17 protein-coding genes are annotated in these 13,918 nt (G+C 72.1%); 5 read left to right on the top strand and 12 right to left on the bottom strand.

Going from position 1 to position 13,918, the window contains the following annotated elements:
- Nucleotides 1–49: 49 nt before the first annotated feature.
- Complete coding sequence (locus CLT68_RS06135) at nt 50–847, bottom strand: serine aminopeptidase domain-containing protein (protein WP_099849410.1); 798 nt, start codon at nt 845–847, stop codon at nt 50–52.
- An 84-nt stretch (nt 848–931) separates the two neighbouring features.
- Between CLT68_RS06135 and CLT68_RS06130 the strand changes: the two genes are divergently transcribed.
- Entirely contained in the window at nt 932–1,534 is a 603-nt protein-coding gene (locus tag CLT68_RS06130) for a bacterial proteasome activator family protein (protein ID WP_088950739.1), read from the top strand.
- A 15-nt stretch (nt 1,535–1,549) separates the two neighbouring features.
- Here the strand turns inward: CLT68_RS06130 and CLT68_RS06125 are convergent, their stop codons facing one another.
- The 3 genes from CLT68_RS06125 to CLT68_RS06115 form a co-directional block, all read right to left on the bottom strand.
- The gene (locus CLT68_RS06125; RefSeq protein ID WP_099849409.1) at nt 1,550–2,362 is read right to left on the bottom strand and encodes an HAD family hydrolase; all 813 of its coding nucleotides are present in this window, start codon (nt 2,360–2,362) and stop codon (nt 1,550–1,552) included.
- Nucleotides 2,362–3,183: an HAD hydrolase family protein gene (locus tag CLT68_RS06120; protein WP_099849407.1), complete on the bottom strand. Its 822-nt coding sequence runs from the start codon at nt 3,181–3,183 to the stop codon at nt 2,362–2,364. Before CLT68_RS06120 ends, CLT68_RS06125 begins: the two co-directional genes overlap by 1 nt.
- Nucleotides 3,184–3,386: 203 nt before the next feature.
- The gene (locus CLT68_RS06115) at nt 3,387–4,112 is read right to left on the bottom strand and encodes a hypothetical protein (protein ID WP_099849406.1); all 726 of its coding nucleotides are present in this window, start codon (nt 4,110–4,112) and stop codon (nt 3,387–3,389) included.
- Nucleotides 4,113–4,244: 132 nt separating this feature from the next.
- Between CLT68_RS06115 and CLT68_RS06110 the strand changes: the two genes are divergently transcribed.
- The 3 genes from CLT68_RS06110 to CLT68_RS06100 all read left to right on the top strand — a co-directional run bounded on the left by CLT68_RS06110 (nt 4,245) and on the right by CLT68_RS06100 (nt 6,004).
- The gene (locus CLT68_RS06110; RefSeq protein ID WP_099849404.1) at nt 4,245–4,676 is read left to right on the top strand and encodes an OsmC family protein; all 432 of its coding nucleotides are present in this window, start codon (nt 4,245–4,247) and stop codon (nt 4,674–4,676) included.
- Between the two features lie 146 nt (nt 4,677–4,822).
- Nucleotides 4,823–5,170 (top strand): metallopeptidase family protein, encoded by a 348-nt coding sequence (locus tag CLT68_RS06105; protein WP_199177210.1) that lies wholly within the window; start codon nt 4,823–4,825, stop codon nt 5,168–5,170.
- Between the two features lie 111 nt (nt 5,171–5,281).
- Entirely contained in the window at nt 5,282–6,004 is a 723-nt protein-coding gene (locus tag CLT68_RS06100; RefSeq protein WP_099849403.1) for an AIM24 family protein, read from the top strand.
- A gap of 45 nt (nt 6,005–6,049) precedes the next feature.
- Here CLT68_RS06100 and pheA read toward each other — a convergent pair whose 3' ends face one another.
- The 5 genes from pheA to CLT68_RS06075 form a co-directional block, all read right to left on the bottom strand.
- A complete protein-coding gene (gene pheA / locus CLT68_RS06095) occupies nt 6,050–7,006 on the bottom strand; it encodes a prephenate dehydratase (protein WP_099856839.1) in 957 nt (318 codons plus the stop codon).
- A gap of 10 nt (nt 7,007–7,016) precedes the next feature.
- On the bottom strand, nt 7,017–7,547 hold the full coding sequence (locus CLT68_RS06090; RefSeq protein ID WP_486482089.1) for a hypothetical protein: 531 nt from the start codon (nt 7,545–7,547) through the stop codon (nt 7,017–7,019).
- A 181-nt stretch (nt 7,548–7,728) separates the two neighbouring features.
- Nucleotides 7,729–8,118 (bottom strand): ACT domain-containing protein, encoded by a 390-nt coding sequence (locus CLT68_RS06085; protein ID WP_099849401.1) that lies wholly within the window; start codon nt 8,116–8,118, stop codon nt 7,729–7,731.
- A 75-nt stretch (nt 8,119–8,193) separates the two neighbouring features.
- Complete coding sequence (locus CLT68_RS06080; protein ID WP_099849399.1) at nt 8,194–8,652, bottom strand: hypothetical protein; 459 nt, start codon at nt 8,650–8,652, stop codon at nt 8,194–8,196.
- Between the two features lie 170 nt (nt 8,653–8,822).
- The gene (locus tag CLT68_RS06075) at nt 8,823–9,560 is read right to left on the bottom strand and encodes a hypothetical protein (RefSeq protein WP_088950731.1); all 738 of its coding nucleotides are present in this window, start codon (nt 9,558–9,560) and stop codon (nt 8,823–8,825) included.
- Between the two features lie 167 nt (nt 9,561–9,727).
- On the opposite strand from CLT68_RS06075, the gene CLT68_RS06070 reads away from it, so the two are divergent.
- Nucleotides 9,728–10,969, top strand: a complete 1,242-nt coding sequence (locus tag CLT68_RS06070) for an arginine deiminase (protein WP_099849398.1) — start codon at nt 9,728–9,730, stop codon at nt 10,967–10,969.
- Here CLT68_RS06070 and CLT68_RS06065 read toward each other — a convergent pair.
- From CLT68_RS06065 to CLT68_RS06055, 3 genes are all read right to left on the bottom strand, one after another.
- Nucleotides 10,956–11,843, bottom strand: coding sequence for a DUF5926 family protein (locus tag CLT68_RS06065; RefSeq protein WP_099849396.1), 888 nt, complete (start codon nt 11,841–11,843; stop codon nt 10,956–10,958). The genes CLT68_RS06070 and CLT68_RS06065 overlap by 14 nt on opposite strands.
- 103 nt (nt 11,844–11,946) lie before the next feature.
- On the bottom strand, nt 11,947–12,363 hold the full coding sequence (locus CLT68_RS06060; protein WP_099849394.1) for an ATP-binding protein: 417 nt from the start codon (nt 12,361–12,363) through the stop codon (nt 11,947–11,949).
- 60 nt (nt 12,364–12,423) lie between these two features.
- Entirely contained in the window at nt 12,424–13,878 is a 1,455-nt protein-coding gene (locus CLT68_RS06055; protein ID WP_099849392.1) for an ATP-binding protein, read from the bottom strand.
- Between the last annotated feature and the right edge of the window lie 40 nt (nt 13,879–13,918).

Genomic DNA, 13,918 nt, shown 5'->3' with positions numbered 1-13,918 from the left:
AACACCGCCCCTCCGGCGTTCTACCTGGTCCGCGACGCTGCGTCAATGGCTATAGATCATCGTGCAGGGCCCGCAAAGCGTCGAGAACCTGAGGCCAGGCAGACGACTCAGGGTCGATCAGCCCGAAATGCTCGCATCCGGGCAGTTCAACAAGGGAGATATCGGATCCTGCGCCACGGGCTGCTGTGACAAAGTCGCGGCTCATCTCCGCCGGAACCTGTTGATCCTCCGAGCCGTGAATGACTACGGTGCGTGTTCGAACGGGTACCAACATTCGTGGATCCGCCGTTGCGTACCGGTCCGGCACCTCCGCCGGGCCGCCGCCGAGCAACGCCGCCACCGCGCCCGCGTCCAGGTCCCGCCGGTACGCCTCGCCCAGGTCGGCGACCGGGGCCAGGGCGAGCACCCCGGCCACCGTCGCCGGGGCGCTGGCCGCCACGTACATCGCCAGGTGGCCGCCGGCAGAGTGCCCGAGCAGGATCGGCGCGGCCCGGGTCACCCGGCCGGGCAGCGCCTCGGCGGCCAGCGCCGGCAGCTCGGCCACGCCGGTCAGCACGTCGGTCAACGTGCCCGGCCAACCGCCTCCCGGCTGCCCGGTCCGCCGGTATTCCAGCTGCGCCACCGGGTAGCCGCAGGCAGCGAGAGCGGCCGCGAGCGGGCCGGTGTGCCGCCGGTCGTACTCGGCCCGCCAGAAACCGCCGTGCACCACGACGACCAGCGGTCGCGCGGGGCCGGTGCCCGCCGGGAAGCGCAGGTCGGCCACCTGATCCGGGTGGTCGCCGTACGCGACGGTCCGGTCGGGTTCCGGCGCGGGTCGGGTCAGCACGGCGCGCGGGTCGACAGGCATGGCGCGACGGTAGCGCGCCCCGCCCGGGTGTTTCGGCCCCGGGAGTAGGTCCCGGGCGGCATGGGTCGCGCTCGCTGGGTAAAGATGGACCCCATGACCGAAGCGCGCTCCGCTGGACAAGACGACGAGCCCGGCCCCGACGATTCCGGCCACTCCGGCACCGTTGTGGTGGTCGGCCCGGACGGCCGGCCGATCGGCACGATGCAGACCGACGAGGGCCAGGGCGAGGACCCGACCCGCCTGGTCGAACAGCCGGCCAAGGTGATGCGGATCGGCAGCATGATCAAGCAGTTGCTGGAGGAGGTGAAGGCCGCACCCCTGGACGACGCCAGCCGCAACCGGATGCGGGAGATCCACGAGCGGTCGATCGTCGAGCTGAAGGAGGGCCTCGCCCCCGAGCTGCGCGACGAGCTTGAGCGCATCTCGCTGCCCTTCGCCGAGGACAAGGCCCCCAGTGAGGGCGAGCTGCGGATCGCGCACGCCCAGCTCGTCGGTTGGCTGGAGGGCCTGTTCCACGGCATCCAGGCGGCCCTGGTGGCCCAGCAGATGGCCGCCCGGGTCCAGTTGGAGCAGATGCGTGGCGGCCGGCAGGCGCTGCCCAGCGGCCCCGGTGGGATGGTCCCCGGGATGCCGGGCATCGCCCAGCCGGGCGGCGGTGAGGGCCACAACACCGGTCAGTACCTCTGACCGGTCGCGGCCCGCTCAGTCCAGACCGAAGACCTTCTCCAGGTACGCCGCCACGCCGTCCTCGGTGTTCGCCGTCGTCACGTCGTCGGCGACCGCCAGGACGGCGCGGTGCGCGTTGGCGACCGCCACGCCCCGCCCCGCCCAGGTGAGCATCGGCACGTCGTTGGGCATGTCGCCGAAGGCCAGCACGTCGACGGCGCTCACCCCGAGTCGATCGCAGTACCAGTCCAGGCCGGCAGCCTTGGTCACCCCGGCGGCGGAGATCTCCACCAGGCCGGACGACGACGAGTGCGTGGCCTCCGCCAGCCCCACCACCGCTGCCGCGATCAGCTCGGCGAACGCGTCCGGGTCCTGCTCGCCGGCCCGGGCCAGCAGCTTCACCGCTGGCAGCGAGAGCAACTCCTCCGGCGTCTCGATCGGTCGGATGCCGGCGGCGTCGGCGTCCCAGCGCAGCGGGTAGTGCGCCTCGTGTCGCATCTCCCGGCTGTTGAGGATCTCGACGGCGAAGCTGATGCCGGGCACCTCGGCGCGCAGCCTCCGGGCCACCTCGGCCAGGTGCTGCGGCGCCAGAGGGTCAGCCCGCAGCACCTCGTCGGAGAACGGGTCGTAGACCACGGCCCCGTTGGCGCAGACGGCCGGCAGAGGCTCGGCCAGTTGGTCGTACACCATCTTGAGCCAGCGGACCGGACGGCCGGTGACCAGGACGACCGGCGTGCCCTGCGCGGAGATCCGCGCGAGCACGTCGGCGGTGCGTGGGCTGACGGTGTGGTCGTCGCGGATCAGCGTGCCGTCGATGTCGGTGGCGATCAGGCGGGGTGTCTCTTGCATCACCGGGACAGTAGCCGGTCGAGGTACACCGCCACTCCGTCGTCGTCGTTGCGCAGGGTCACCTCGTCGGCGGCGGCCCGGACGTCCGGGTGCGCGTTGGCCACCGCCACCCGCGCCCAGCCAGCCCACTCGAACATCGGCAGGTCGTTGGGCATGTCACCGAAGACCAGCACGTCGGCCGGGTCGACCCCGAGGGTCTGCGCCACCACGGTCAGCCCACTCGCCTTGTCCACGCCGGGCGGGCAGATCTCGAGGAAGCCGAGCCCGGCCTGGGTGAGCGTGGCGACCTGCGGTGAGACGATCCGGCGGGCCACCGCCAGCAGCTCGTCCACGTGGTGGTCGGCGGTCCGGGCGAACGCCTTGATCACATCGCAGGAGAGGCACTCCGCGCGGGTCCGCGCCTCGAACCGGTCCTGGTAGGGCCAGCTCTCGTGGTAGTCACCCCAGAGCGGCGCGTCATGCTCGTCGGACGCCTCGACCATCACGGTCAGCGGGCCGACCTCGGCTTCCAGGTCGGCGAGCAGCCGGGCCAGCACCTCGGCGGGCAGCCGCTCGTCGCGCAGCACCAGCGGGCCGGAGGGGTCACTCTGGTCGACCACCCGTCCGCCGCCGGCCATCACCAGGAAGTCGGCGGCGCGGATGTCGTTGCGGGTCAGTTCGGTCAGCCGGGGGCCGCGACCGGTCGCGCCGACCACCGGAATTCCGGCGGCCCGCACCCGGTCGAGCACCCCATGGGTGTACGCGGAGACGGTCTCGTCGCCGCGGACCAGTGTCCCGTCGAGGTCGGTCGCGATCAGCTTGGGTAGTCCCGGGCGGGTCATCGTTCCTCCTTCGCCCGCCGCCGTCGCAGCCTGCCGTGCGGTCGGAAAAGCCGAGGCCCGGCGTAACGGCGGGCAGCAACCGTACCTCGCGGAACGGGTCGCATCCATGGCTTCCAGGCGAATCGGACGCCAACGAGCGGCACCCCTCGGGTGTCCGCCGGTCGCGGCCCGGCGAGGACAGCCGTTGCCGGGATCCGCGCAGCTCAGGACGGGGTGTCGGGGCGCGCGAAAGGCGCGGCGGGGGTGACCGTGAGGTCGGCCGGTGCCGGCAGGCCGTCCTCCTGCACCGGGTCGCGGTCCCGGCGACGGCGCCAGGCACGGGCCGCCGGCGCGTCCCCGGGCCGGTCGTCCTCCGGCGTCCCGGCCGGGGCCAGCCGCAGGGCCGCACCGAGCAGCACACAGGCGGCGAAGGCCATGATCAGGCCGCGACCGTACTCGGCCTTGAAGCCGTCCTGTGCCGAGTAGAAGAAGGTGCGCTGACCGGAATCGTTGAGGGTGGCCGTGGCGGCGACCAGCAACGCCAGCAGGGCACCGGCCAGCGTGAGGCCGGTCAGCCGGGCATTCGACCGCACGGACGCGGTGCCGCGAAGCGCCAACACCACGGTGCAGACCAGTGCGAGAAGCCCCACCAGGTAGCCGATTCCGAAGCCGCCGACCTCGGACACCCCGGCGGGCACCTCGATCGTGGCGTCCCCCTCGGGCCCGCCGTTCGGCAGGCTCATCACCAGCCACTCACCGACCATCGAGGCGACCCCGGCCACCGCGCCCAGACCGGCGAGCAGCAGGGGCAGCCGAGGGTCCTGGGTGAGCCCGGCCAGGGACCAACCGAACCGGCGGCGCGGGGCCGGGTCGTCGTCGGCACCCCACTCGATCACGGCCAGACCGTCGGAGCGGTCGCCCTGCCGTGGGATGGGAAGCTCCTCGGACATCGGTCATCCTTCCGCCCGGTCACGGACCTGGGTCGCATCATGACACAGCCAGCTGTGCGTGACGGGGATCGCAGGGCGGGCGTCCGCCCCGGTCGGTCGCTCGGCGGTCACCTTTCCGCTAGCGTTCTCCCCATGCCTATCCGTACCGCTTCAGCACAATGGCAGGGCAATCTCACCGAGGGCGCCGGCACCGTCCGCACCGGTAAGGGCGGCCTGTCGGGCAACTACTCGTTCAAGTCGCGCTTCGAGGAGGGCGAGGGCACCAACCCCGAGGAGCTGATCGCCGCCGCGCACGCCGGCTGCTTCTCGATGGCGTTCTCGAAGGCCCTCGCCGACGCGGGCTCGACGGCCAGCTCGGTCGAGACCACCGCCAAGGTCCACCTGGACAAGACCGATGCCGGGATGACCGTGACCCGGATCGACCTGGAGACCGTCGGCCAGGTCCCGGGCATCGACGACGCGGAGTTCCAGAAGCTCGCCGAGGCCGCCAAGGCCAACTGCCCGATCTCCCGCCTGCTCTCGCCCGGCGCCGAGATCACCCTCAACGCCCGCCTGGCTTCCTGAGCCGGTCGACCCACCAACCGCTCGACCACGGAGAGAGTCGTCGCCCACCTCGGGAATCACTCTCTCCGTGGCCCCGCGGATCCCTGCGGTGCTCCAACTGACCGGGCCGGGCGCACCCCGCATCGGGCAGAATGGGTGAGGTGCCGGTGGAGATGACCCGCGAGCGCTTCGAGGAACTGGTCGGCGATGCCCTCGACGAGGTGCCCGAGGAACTGCTCGGCCTGATGAGCAACGTGGTGATCCTCGTCGAGGACGACCCGCCGCCGGGCGAGGCCGACCTGCTCGGTCTCTACGAGGGTCACGCCCTCACCAGCCGCGGCTGGGACTACTCCGGCGTCCTGCCGGATCGGATCTTCATCTACCGACACCCGATCCTGCGGATCTGCGACAACGACGACGATGTCGTCGACGAGGTGGCGGTGACCGTGGTGCACGAGATCGCCCACCACTTCGGCATCGACGACGAGCGGCTGCACGCGCTGGGCTGGGGCTGAGCGCCACCGGTCGGCGGCAGCCGGTCCTCGCAGCGCGGCCGCTGGCACGTGGTTGCCCGGGTCGCCTACCTTCGGTGCAGCGACCGCAACCCTGTCAGGAGGCACCCTTACATGCGCAGCGAGCTGTTCTCCTCGGAGAATCTGGAAAAGGAGTCCGCACAGCCCGGCATGCGGCTGCAAAACTCCAAGATGTTGAAGATCGAGCTCAACGGTGAGGCGATGGCCCGGGTCGGGTCGATGGTCGCCTACCAGGGAAATGTGCAGTTCCAGGCGTTGGGCTCGGGTGGGCTCGGCAAGTTCCTCAAGCAGAAGCTCACCGGCGAGGGCGTCCCGCTGATGAAGGTCTCCGGCCAGGGTGACGTCTTCCTCGCCGAGCTGGCCAAGGACGTGCACATCATCGACCTGGAGCCCGGCGACGCCCTCTCCATCAACGGCTCCAGCGTGCTCGCCTTCGACTCGACCCTGCAGTACGACATCAGGATGGTCGGCGGCGCCGGGATGGCCTCGTCGTCCGGCCTGTTCAACTGTGTGTTCAGCGGCTACGGCCGGATCGCCATCACCACCAGGGGCACGCCGGTCGTGCTCAACGTGGACGCCCCGACGTACGTCGACCCGCAGGCTGCGGTCTGCTGGTCGGCCAACCTCCAGACCGGCTACCACCGGGCCGAGCAGATGGGCCTCGGCACGCTGCTGGGCCGACGCACCGGTGAGTCGTTCACGATGAGCTTCGCCGGCCAGGGCTTCGTGGTGGTGCAGCCGTCCGAGGAGCCGCCGGTCGTGGGCAGTGGCCAGCAGCAGCAGGAGGGCGGTCTGCTCGGCGGTCTGCTGAGCTGACAGCGGCGGTGCGGGCGCTCCCGAGTTTGGGGGCGTCCCGCCCGGTCAGGTCAGCTCGCCGGTGCGCAGTCGGGCCAGCCAGGCCGCCGCGTCGGCGTAGTCGACGTCGGAGAGGCCGGCCGGTGCGGGCACCGGCCGCTCGCCCGCCGACTCGGCCCACCGGTGCCGGGGATACGAGCCCAGGAACCGGACGTCGGCGCAGACCCGGCGGAGCCCCTGCAACGCCTCGCCCAGGCGTACGTCGGCCACGTGACCGGTGCAGTCCAGGAAGAAGACGTACCGGCCCAGTGCCTCCCCGGTCGGGCGGGACTCGATGCGGGTCAGGTTGACTCCGCGGACGGCCAGCTCCATCAGCACCGACAGCAGCGCGCCGACACGGTCGTGGGCGATGTAGACCGCGAGCGAGGTGAGGTCGTCGCCGGTCGGCGGCGGGGGCGGCCCGGGACGGGACACCAGCACGAACCGGGTCACCGCGTCGGGATGATCCGCGATCTTGTCGGCGAGTATCGCGAGCCGGTGCCGGGTCGCCCCGATCGGTGCGCAGATCGCCGCGTCGTACTCGCCGGCGCCGGCACCAGCGGCAGCCGCGCCGTTGGACAGCACGTCGACCACGACGGTGTCGGGCAGGTGGTCGCGCAGCCAGCCCCGGCACTGGGTGGACGCCTGCGGGTGGGCCGCCACCGTGCGGATCGAGGTCAGCGACGTGCCGGGTCGGGCACCGAGCACGAACTCCACCGGCAGGATCACCTCCCGGGTGATCACCAGCGGCTCGCCCTCGGCCATCTCATCCAGCGTGACGCCGACCGCGCCGCCGATCGAGTTTTCCAGCGGCACCAGCGCGGCATCGGCGTCGGAGTCACGGACGCTGTCCAGCGCCTCACCGACGCTCCGGGCGGGCGTACGGGTGCCGCGCTCGGCGGCGGGGACGGAACGCAGGGCCTGCTCGGCGAAGGTGCCCTCCGGCCCGAGGTAGACGAAACGTGTCGGCGGTGTTCCCGGCATGCCGATCAGCCTACGCACCCGGGCCGGCGGCCGGACCGGCCTCACAGGCGAGGGCACGGATCCCGGCGGGGCCGGTGGCGCGTACCTCGATGGTGCAGACGTCCGTGCCGGCTGTGACCAGCGTCGGTGCGGCCGCCTGGCCCCGGGTTACCACCTGGAGCTCCTCGTGGCCGGTCACCTCGAGCACGGTGAACTGCCAGTCGGCGGCGCAGAGTGGGCCGGTGCGGACCTGGACCCGGACGTTGGCCGGGAGGACTCCCGCCCGCCCGCGCAACAGTTGCACCACCCGCTGCCCGGTCGGCCCGTTGCGGCAGGCGGTCGCGACCAGACCGGCATCGGCGGTGGGCGTGACCGCGACGGGCGGCGGTGCGGTCACCTGCGGGGTGGCGGGAGCGGTGCTCGCGCCAGGTGGCGTCGGTGCCGCGGTGTGGGTGGGGAGGGCGGTCGGCTCACTCAGCTCGGGTGGGGCGCCACAGCCGACCAGCACCGTGACGACGAACACCGCGAGTGCGACAGGCAGGACCCGGGCGGTGGTCCGCACGGGGACGCGACCGGTCGACCGGCCACGAGTCGCCGGTGAGATGTGGATCGTTGCCCGCGATGGGGGAGACGCGGGGCGGGGTGGGGTGAACGGCACGGGCCGATCCTCGGGACATCGGAGAATTCGTCGCGGCCGGGGTGGCCGAGCCCATCGTAGGGTGAGCAGCCGGTGGGGGTGAAGCTCAGCCGGTGACGCGGTGCCCGGCGCGCTGTAGCGCGGCAGTGCCCTCGGTCAGCCGGACGGCCGGCACCAGCAGATAGTCGGTGTCGAAGGTGGAGAACGTGACCACGCTGACCCGTGCCTCGGCCAGCGGGTCGACCAGCGCGGCCAGGCTGCCGATGGCGGCCATCCCCACCGGGGCGGTGACCCGCAGACAGCGCCACACGGTTTCCACCACGGCCTGTGCCGGAGCCCGGTCGGTCGGGCAGATCACGGAGATCCCGTCGGAGGTCCAGCTCACCGTGACTACGTCGGTGTGGCGAAGCCCGCTGGACAACGCGTACGGCAGGGTGGTGCCGGCGGCCAGGCGGCACACGGCGTAATCCCCCGGCAGCAGCGCGATATCCAGCATGAGGGCACCCTACGGCCTGCGCGCGGGCTCATCCCAGCAACGCCGCGTGCGGTGAACAACACACTCCGCCGCAGGTCAGACCTCGGAGAAGAAGGTGAGCGAACCGGCGACGGTGCCGTCGGTGAGCACCGGAGTGGAGATCGCGTCGACGGTCGCGTCGGAGTTGTCGGCCGAGGCGGCCTGCACCCGGAGCAGCCCACGAGCGAGTCGGCCGGAGGAGAGCGCCAGCAGGGGCGGGATCTTGTCGGCCTCGGCCTCGGTCAGCTCGCCCCGGTTGGCGGTGAAGTCGAGCAGGCGCAGCCCTCCGTCGAGCAGCGGTCGCCCGATCAGAGCGTCCGGCTCGCCCAGACAGAGCAGCTCACAGCCGGCCGTGGAGATCGCCACCACCCTCGTGTCGGCGTCGATCAGCAGGCAGGGCTCGTCGGCCCGGGACACTGTCGAGGACCATTGGCCGACATTGTCGGACTCCGGCTCTGTCGAGGCCCGCGCCGCCGGCACGAACGCTTCCGAGAGCGAAAGTTCGACGTGGGCCACCGCGCCTCCTATGTGCACCGATCGACTGTCCACGCTAGCGGGTCGCCGACGAATCACCGAGCGCACCTGGTCACCCAGGCCGCACAGCCTGAACCGAGGCGGCCGGTGACGGCGCGGGAAGCCGGTGAGGTGGACGGGGGGACCGGAGCCGCGTGGCGTCGCCGGTGACGTTACCGGCGACTGGCCGGCTTGTCAGCGGCCGTTCGGCCCTCGTCATACCACCGGTAGTCGGCAGCTGGACGGTACGTGCCGTTCAGCCAGGTGCCAGGGTGCTGTGCGACCCGGGACAGCTTCTCGGCCGTGGCGGGGCTGATCCGACTGCCACCGGCCACGAGAAGCCGATCCAGCTCGCGGTGGGTGGCCATCAGACAGTCCTTCGGAAGGCCGTAGACACTGATAACGCCGGAGCCGACGAAGGTCAGCACCGGCGTCACCGGGACGGGCAGCCCCACCGCGTCGGAGAGGGCCTTGCTGGCCCGCTTGGCGTCCCGGCGGGACTCGGCCACGTACGGCGGTCGCTTGCCGTTGATCTGCACGACGTCCCCGGCGACGAGCACTCTGGCCCGGCCGTGGTCGGCGATGGTCACGGCGAAGAGGCCGCTCGGCCCGATGGCGAGGAACCCGGCGCGCTCGTCCTGACCGCGGTCGAGGATGTCTGTCACGTCGGTGCGCGGCCACTCGATCACGTGCCAGGCGGGCCCGAGGTGATCGAGTTGGCCCAGCGCCCGCGCCCCGGCCGCCTCCAGGCGGCGCGCCCCTCGCTCGGCCCGACGGCGGCGGGCCCATTCGAGCGGTGTCGGACGGACTGGTTCGAGAACCCCCGTCGACTCGGCACGGGGGTGTGGCACCGCGACGGGCGGCAGTGCCCGAGCGGACGGTACGGCTCGTCGTGCGGGAAAGACAGTCATCGTCGTCGACCTCCGGCAAAAGGTCCCTCGAAGTTATGTCCCCACTACCCTACGTTGCCACTACCGGGGTTCGGCAAGCCGGAGCGCCGGAATGACTGTGGATGAATGCCATATTCATCCACAGTTCTTTTCTCGGATGCCGCCAAACCCTGCCCTACGCTGCGGGAGTGACCCACTACGTCGACAGTGAAGTCGGGCGGCTCGGCACCGTACTGCTGCACCGGCCCGGCCCCGAACTGGCCCGGCTCACCCCACGCAACAACGACTCGCTCCTGTTCGACGCGATCCCCTGGGTCGGGCGGGCCCAGGAGGAGCACGACGCGTTCGCCGCCGCCCTGCGCGAGCGCGGGGTGGAGGTGCTCTACCTTGCCACCCTGCTGGCCGAGACGCTTGCCGTCGCGGACGCCCGCGCCGAGCTCACCGAACAGGTGCTGCGCTCCCGACGTCTCGGCGACACCCTGCGGGCCCGCGTCGCCGACCACCTCTCCTACCTGGACCCGGCGGCACTGGCCGACGTGCTGACCGCCGGGCTGGCCCACGAGGAACTGCGGATCAGCTCGGAGCGGCCCGGCGGGCTGGTCTACACCCTGATGGATCGGCACGACTTCGTCATCGACCCGCTGCCCAACCTGCTGTTCACCCGAGACTCGTCGCTCTGGATCGGCGACCGGGTCGGCGTCACCAGCCTGGCCATGCCCGCCCGCCGCCGCGAGACCACGCTGACCGACGCCATCTACCGGCACCACCCGCGCTTCGCCGGCACCGAGTTCGTCTACCGCCCCAACCTCGAACACCTTGAGGGCGGGGACGTGCTGCTGCTCGCGCCCGGGGTGCTGGCGGTCGGGGTGGGCGAACGGACCACACCGGCCGGTGCCGAACGCCTCGGTCGGCAGGTCTTCGCCGCCGGCCTGGCCCACACCATCCTGGTGGTGCCGATCGCCCAGAAGCGCGCCACCATGCACCTCGACACCGTCTGCACGATGGTCGACGTGGACGCCGTGCTGATGTACCCCAACATCGCGAGCACGCTGTCGGCGTACACCGTCATCGCCGGCGCGGACGGTGAGGACCCGCGGGTGGACGGGCCGGCGCCGTTCCTGCGGGCCGCCGCCGACGCGATGGACCTCGACCTGCTCCGGGTCATCGACACCGGGCTGGACCCGGTCACCGCGGAACGCGAGCAGTGGGACGACGGCAACAACACCCTCGCGCTGGCGCCCCGGCTCTGCGTGGGCTACGAGCGCAACACCGAGACGAACGCACAGTTGGAGCGAGCCGGCATCGAGGTGATCCCGATCGCCGGCTCCGAGCTGGGGTCCGGTCGGGGAGGGCCGCGCTGCATGTCCTGCCCGATCACCCGCGAGCCGTTGCCGGCCGGAACGGGCCGGGTCGGGCTCAGCGGAGGGTGAGCTGGCGGCCGAGCAGCCCCTGACGGGCGCGTCGGCCGGCGGCGTCCAGCGGGTCGGTGGCGGCGAGCGCCTCCGTGTACCGCTTCGCGAACTGCGCCACCGGGTCCTCCCAGTCGGCCGCCGGAGTCTCCTCCGGCAGGTCCCAGACCGGCACCAGACGGCCGTGCGCGCGGAACATGCCGGCGAACTTGGTCTGCTCGCCGAGCGTCAGCGAACCGGCCGCGCCGAGGCGGGCCAGCGCGTCCAGGGCGGCGTCCTCGTCCTCGGGCAACACCCAGCGCACGTGTGCCTTCTCCGGGACCTGACACCAGTACGCGGCCTTCGCGGCGGTCAACCGCACGGTCGGGTAGATCGCCGCGTTCGCCCGCTCCAGAGACGCCTGGACGGTCGGATCATCGCCGGCCCCGGGGTCGAGCCAGAACTCGAAACCCTCGTGCATCGTGATGTCCAGTGGACCGTCCGCGAGGATGTCCTGGAGGCGTGGGCCGGGGCCGGGCAGCGGCGGCACGGCCACCTGGCCACCCGGCTCGGTCCGCAGTGCGCAGAGCAGCGCCTCGGCCAGGTCCCGGGAAACGTCACCGGACTGCTGGTGGCGCTGGAGGCCGATGAGCACCCGACCGTCCGGCTTGCTGATCGCCGGGGCGGCCATCGGCAGCACCGTGGCGAGCGTCGCCGACCGGTCGCCGAACTCCTCGACCAGGGCGGGTGCCAGTCGCAGCGGCGCGGAGGCGGCCGGCACCAACTCGCGCAGGGCGATCCACTCGGGTTCGTCGACCAGCCCGTCGAACGGACGCGGCACGAAGATGTCCCGCACCTTCTCCCGGCGGGGGGCGCTGTCGGCTGCGGTGCGCTGGCTCTTTCGACGCTTGCTCACGGCGTCACAGCCTAGAGCCCCGACCGGCTTTCCGTGGGCGGGACCCACCCATCCCGAGCCCGTCGAGCACCGGTCGCACCGACGAGGTCAGGATCAGTGACGGTCAGCGTGCCGGCACCAGGTCGGGTCGGGGTGCCGGCACCGGGTCGAACTCGGCCCAGACGCGCTGGCCCATGCCGTCGCGCTCGACTCCCCAACGGGTGGCCAGACCGGCCACGATGTGCAGCCCTCGCCCGTCCGCCGCGTCGAGGCTGGCTGTCCGGATCCGCGGCCCGGTGCTCGCACCGCCGTCGGTGACCCGCAACTGGATCAGATCGCCCTCGGCCGAGGGGCGTAGGTGCCAGGCCACCCGGATGACTCCGCCGGGCAGCGGCCGGGCGTGCCGCACGGCGTTACCCACCAGCTCCGCGAGCACCGCGATCAGATCCGCGAGAAGCGTCGGGGGTACGACGTCCGCCAACTCGCCGGCGAGCCGGTGCCGGGCCAGTCGTGCCCCGACCGGGTGGTGGGGAACCACCACGCACCACGCCCGCTCCCTCGTTGCCGCTGCCACCGTCGCCTCCACGTCGCGCCACCTCGGTCAACCGCGTGGTAGCCGCACCTCTGCGACCGTACCGCCGCCGGTCCTCGGACGTAGGGATACCCATCCATTCTGTTGTTCAACGATCCGGCGGACGAGATAGAGGCCGAGCCCTGCCCCCGGATAGCCGCGCCGGTCGCCGGACTCGCCCTGCCAGAACCGGTCGAAGGCCCGCTCCACGTGCTCCGGTCGGATGCCGATGCCCCGGTCGCTGACCCGGAACGCCACCAGTTGACCGTCCACGGAGGCGGTGATCTCGATCGGGGAGTCCGGTGTCGAGTACTTGCCGGCGTTGGTCGTCAGCTCGGTCAACACCGTGGCCAGGCTGGGCCGGTGGCCGAGCGCCTTGGGCAGGTCGGTCGGGAGGAGCAGCACCAGCCGGCGACGCAGGTCCGCCGGCAGGTCGCCGACGGCGGAGCGCAGCGCCTCGCCGAGGTCGAAGGGGGTCGCGGGGTCGTCCCCCGGCCCCGCCTCGGCGGCCGAGGAGAGGAGACGGTCGACCAACCGGGCCAACTCGTTGGCACGCTGCCCGATCACCCGGGCGGCCTGCCGCCTGTCCACCTCGGTGAGCGACTCCCAGTGGTCGGTGAGGGTGTCCGCGTACCCCTTGATGACGGTGACCGGGGTGCGCAGCTCGTGGCTGGTCACCGCGACGAACAGTTCCCGGTCGTGGTCGCGGCGCTGCTGGTCGGTGATGTCGCGGAAGGTGACCACCCGCAACGTGCCCGGGCCGGGCAGCTCGCCGGAGGTGATCCGCAGCCAGCGGCCGTCCGGCATCCGGTGGTCCCGGACCTGGCCGGAGGGGGGCAGCGGGAACGGCAACGGCGCGCTCAGCGCCTGCTCGACCGACCGCCCGGTGACCTGGGCGGCGGCCGGGTTCCAGAGTCGGACGTGCCCGTCCCGGTCGACGACAGCGAGCCCGTCGGCGAGTGCCGCCACCACCGGGCCGTCGCCGTGCACCGGCAGGCCGCTCTGGTCGCCGTACATGTGCGCGACGCAGGAGGCGAGGTAGCCGATCACCGCCTGCTGGTCCGGGCCCGGCTCGTCGTCGTCCGAGTAGAGCGCGTGCATGCTCCCGACGATGTGGCCGCCGATCTCCGCCCGGGAGACCACCATCCAGTGCAGGTCGCTGCCGCTCAGCTCGCCGGCCAGCTTGCCGTTGAGGTGGTCCACGCGTACCTGGCGTACCCGTGGCCCGGCGAGCAGACAGACGGTGTCCGGGTCGTCGGCGGCCAGCGGACGACCGAGGGCCCATTCCGCCGCGCCGGTCGCGGAGATCACGCGACCACCGGTCGGACCGAACTCGACGAACGCCATACCGGTCGCGCCGAGTGCCGGCTGGGCCACCCGGAGGAGCTGGGTGAGGACCGGCAGGCCGGCGTCCCCAGAATTGATCATCTCGATCACGACGGTGTGGCCGGCGAGGAGAGCGGGGAAGTCAATACGCTCCGGCATGGGGGCGAGTCTGCCCCGTCGACCCGGATTTGGGCACCCC

The sequence above is a fragment of the Micromonospora sp. CNZ299 genome, assembly GCF_002754415.1.
The sequence above is the reverse complement of the archived record's forward strand: the minus strand, read 5'-3'. Positions and strand labels throughout refer to the sequence as shown.

Coding starts and splice junctions, on each gene's coding strand:
- CLT68_RS06135 (WP_099849410.1), bottom strand. CDS start 847: ATGCCTGTCGACCCGCGCGCCGTGCTGACCCGACCCGCGCCGGAACCC.
- CLT68_RS06100 (WP_099849403.1), top strand. CDS start 5,282: ATGCGCAGCGAGCTGTTCTCCTCGGAGAATCTGGAAAAGGAGTCCGCA.
- CLT68_RS06110 (WP_099849404.1), top strand. CDS start 4,245: ATGCCTATCCGTACCGCTTCAGCACAATGGCAGGGCAATCTCACCGAG.
- CLT68_RS06125 (WP_099849409.1), bottom strand. CDS start 2,362: ATGCAAGAGACACCCCGCCTGATCGCCACCGACATCGACGGCACGCTG.
- CLT68_RS06120 (WP_099849407.1), bottom strand. CDS start 3,183: ATGACCCGCCCGGGACTACCCAAGCTGATCGCGACCGACCTCGACGGG.
- CLT68_RS06085 (WP_099849401.1), bottom strand. CDS start 8,118: ATGCTGGATATCGCGCTGCTGCCGGGGGATTACGCCGTGTGCCGCCTG.
- CLT68_RS06075 (WP_088950731.1), bottom strand. CDS start 9,560: ATGACTGTCTTTCCCGCACGACGAGCCGTACCGTCCGCTCGGGCACTG.
- CLT68_RS06115 (WP_099849406.1), bottom strand. CDS start 4,112: ATGTCCGAGGAGCTTCCCATCCCACGGCAGGGCGACCGCTCCGACGGT.
- pheA (WP_099856839.1), bottom strand. CDS start 7,006: ATGCCGGGAACACCGCCGACACGTTTCGTCTACCTCGGGCCGGAGGGC.
- CLT68_RS06055 (WP_099849392.1), bottom strand. CDS start 13,878: ATGCCGGAGCGTATTGACTTCCCCGCTCTCCTCGCCGGCCACACCGTC.
- CLT68_RS06130 (WP_088950739.1), top strand. CDS start 932: ATGGACCCCATGACCGAAGCGCGCTCCGCTGGACAAGACGACGAGCCC.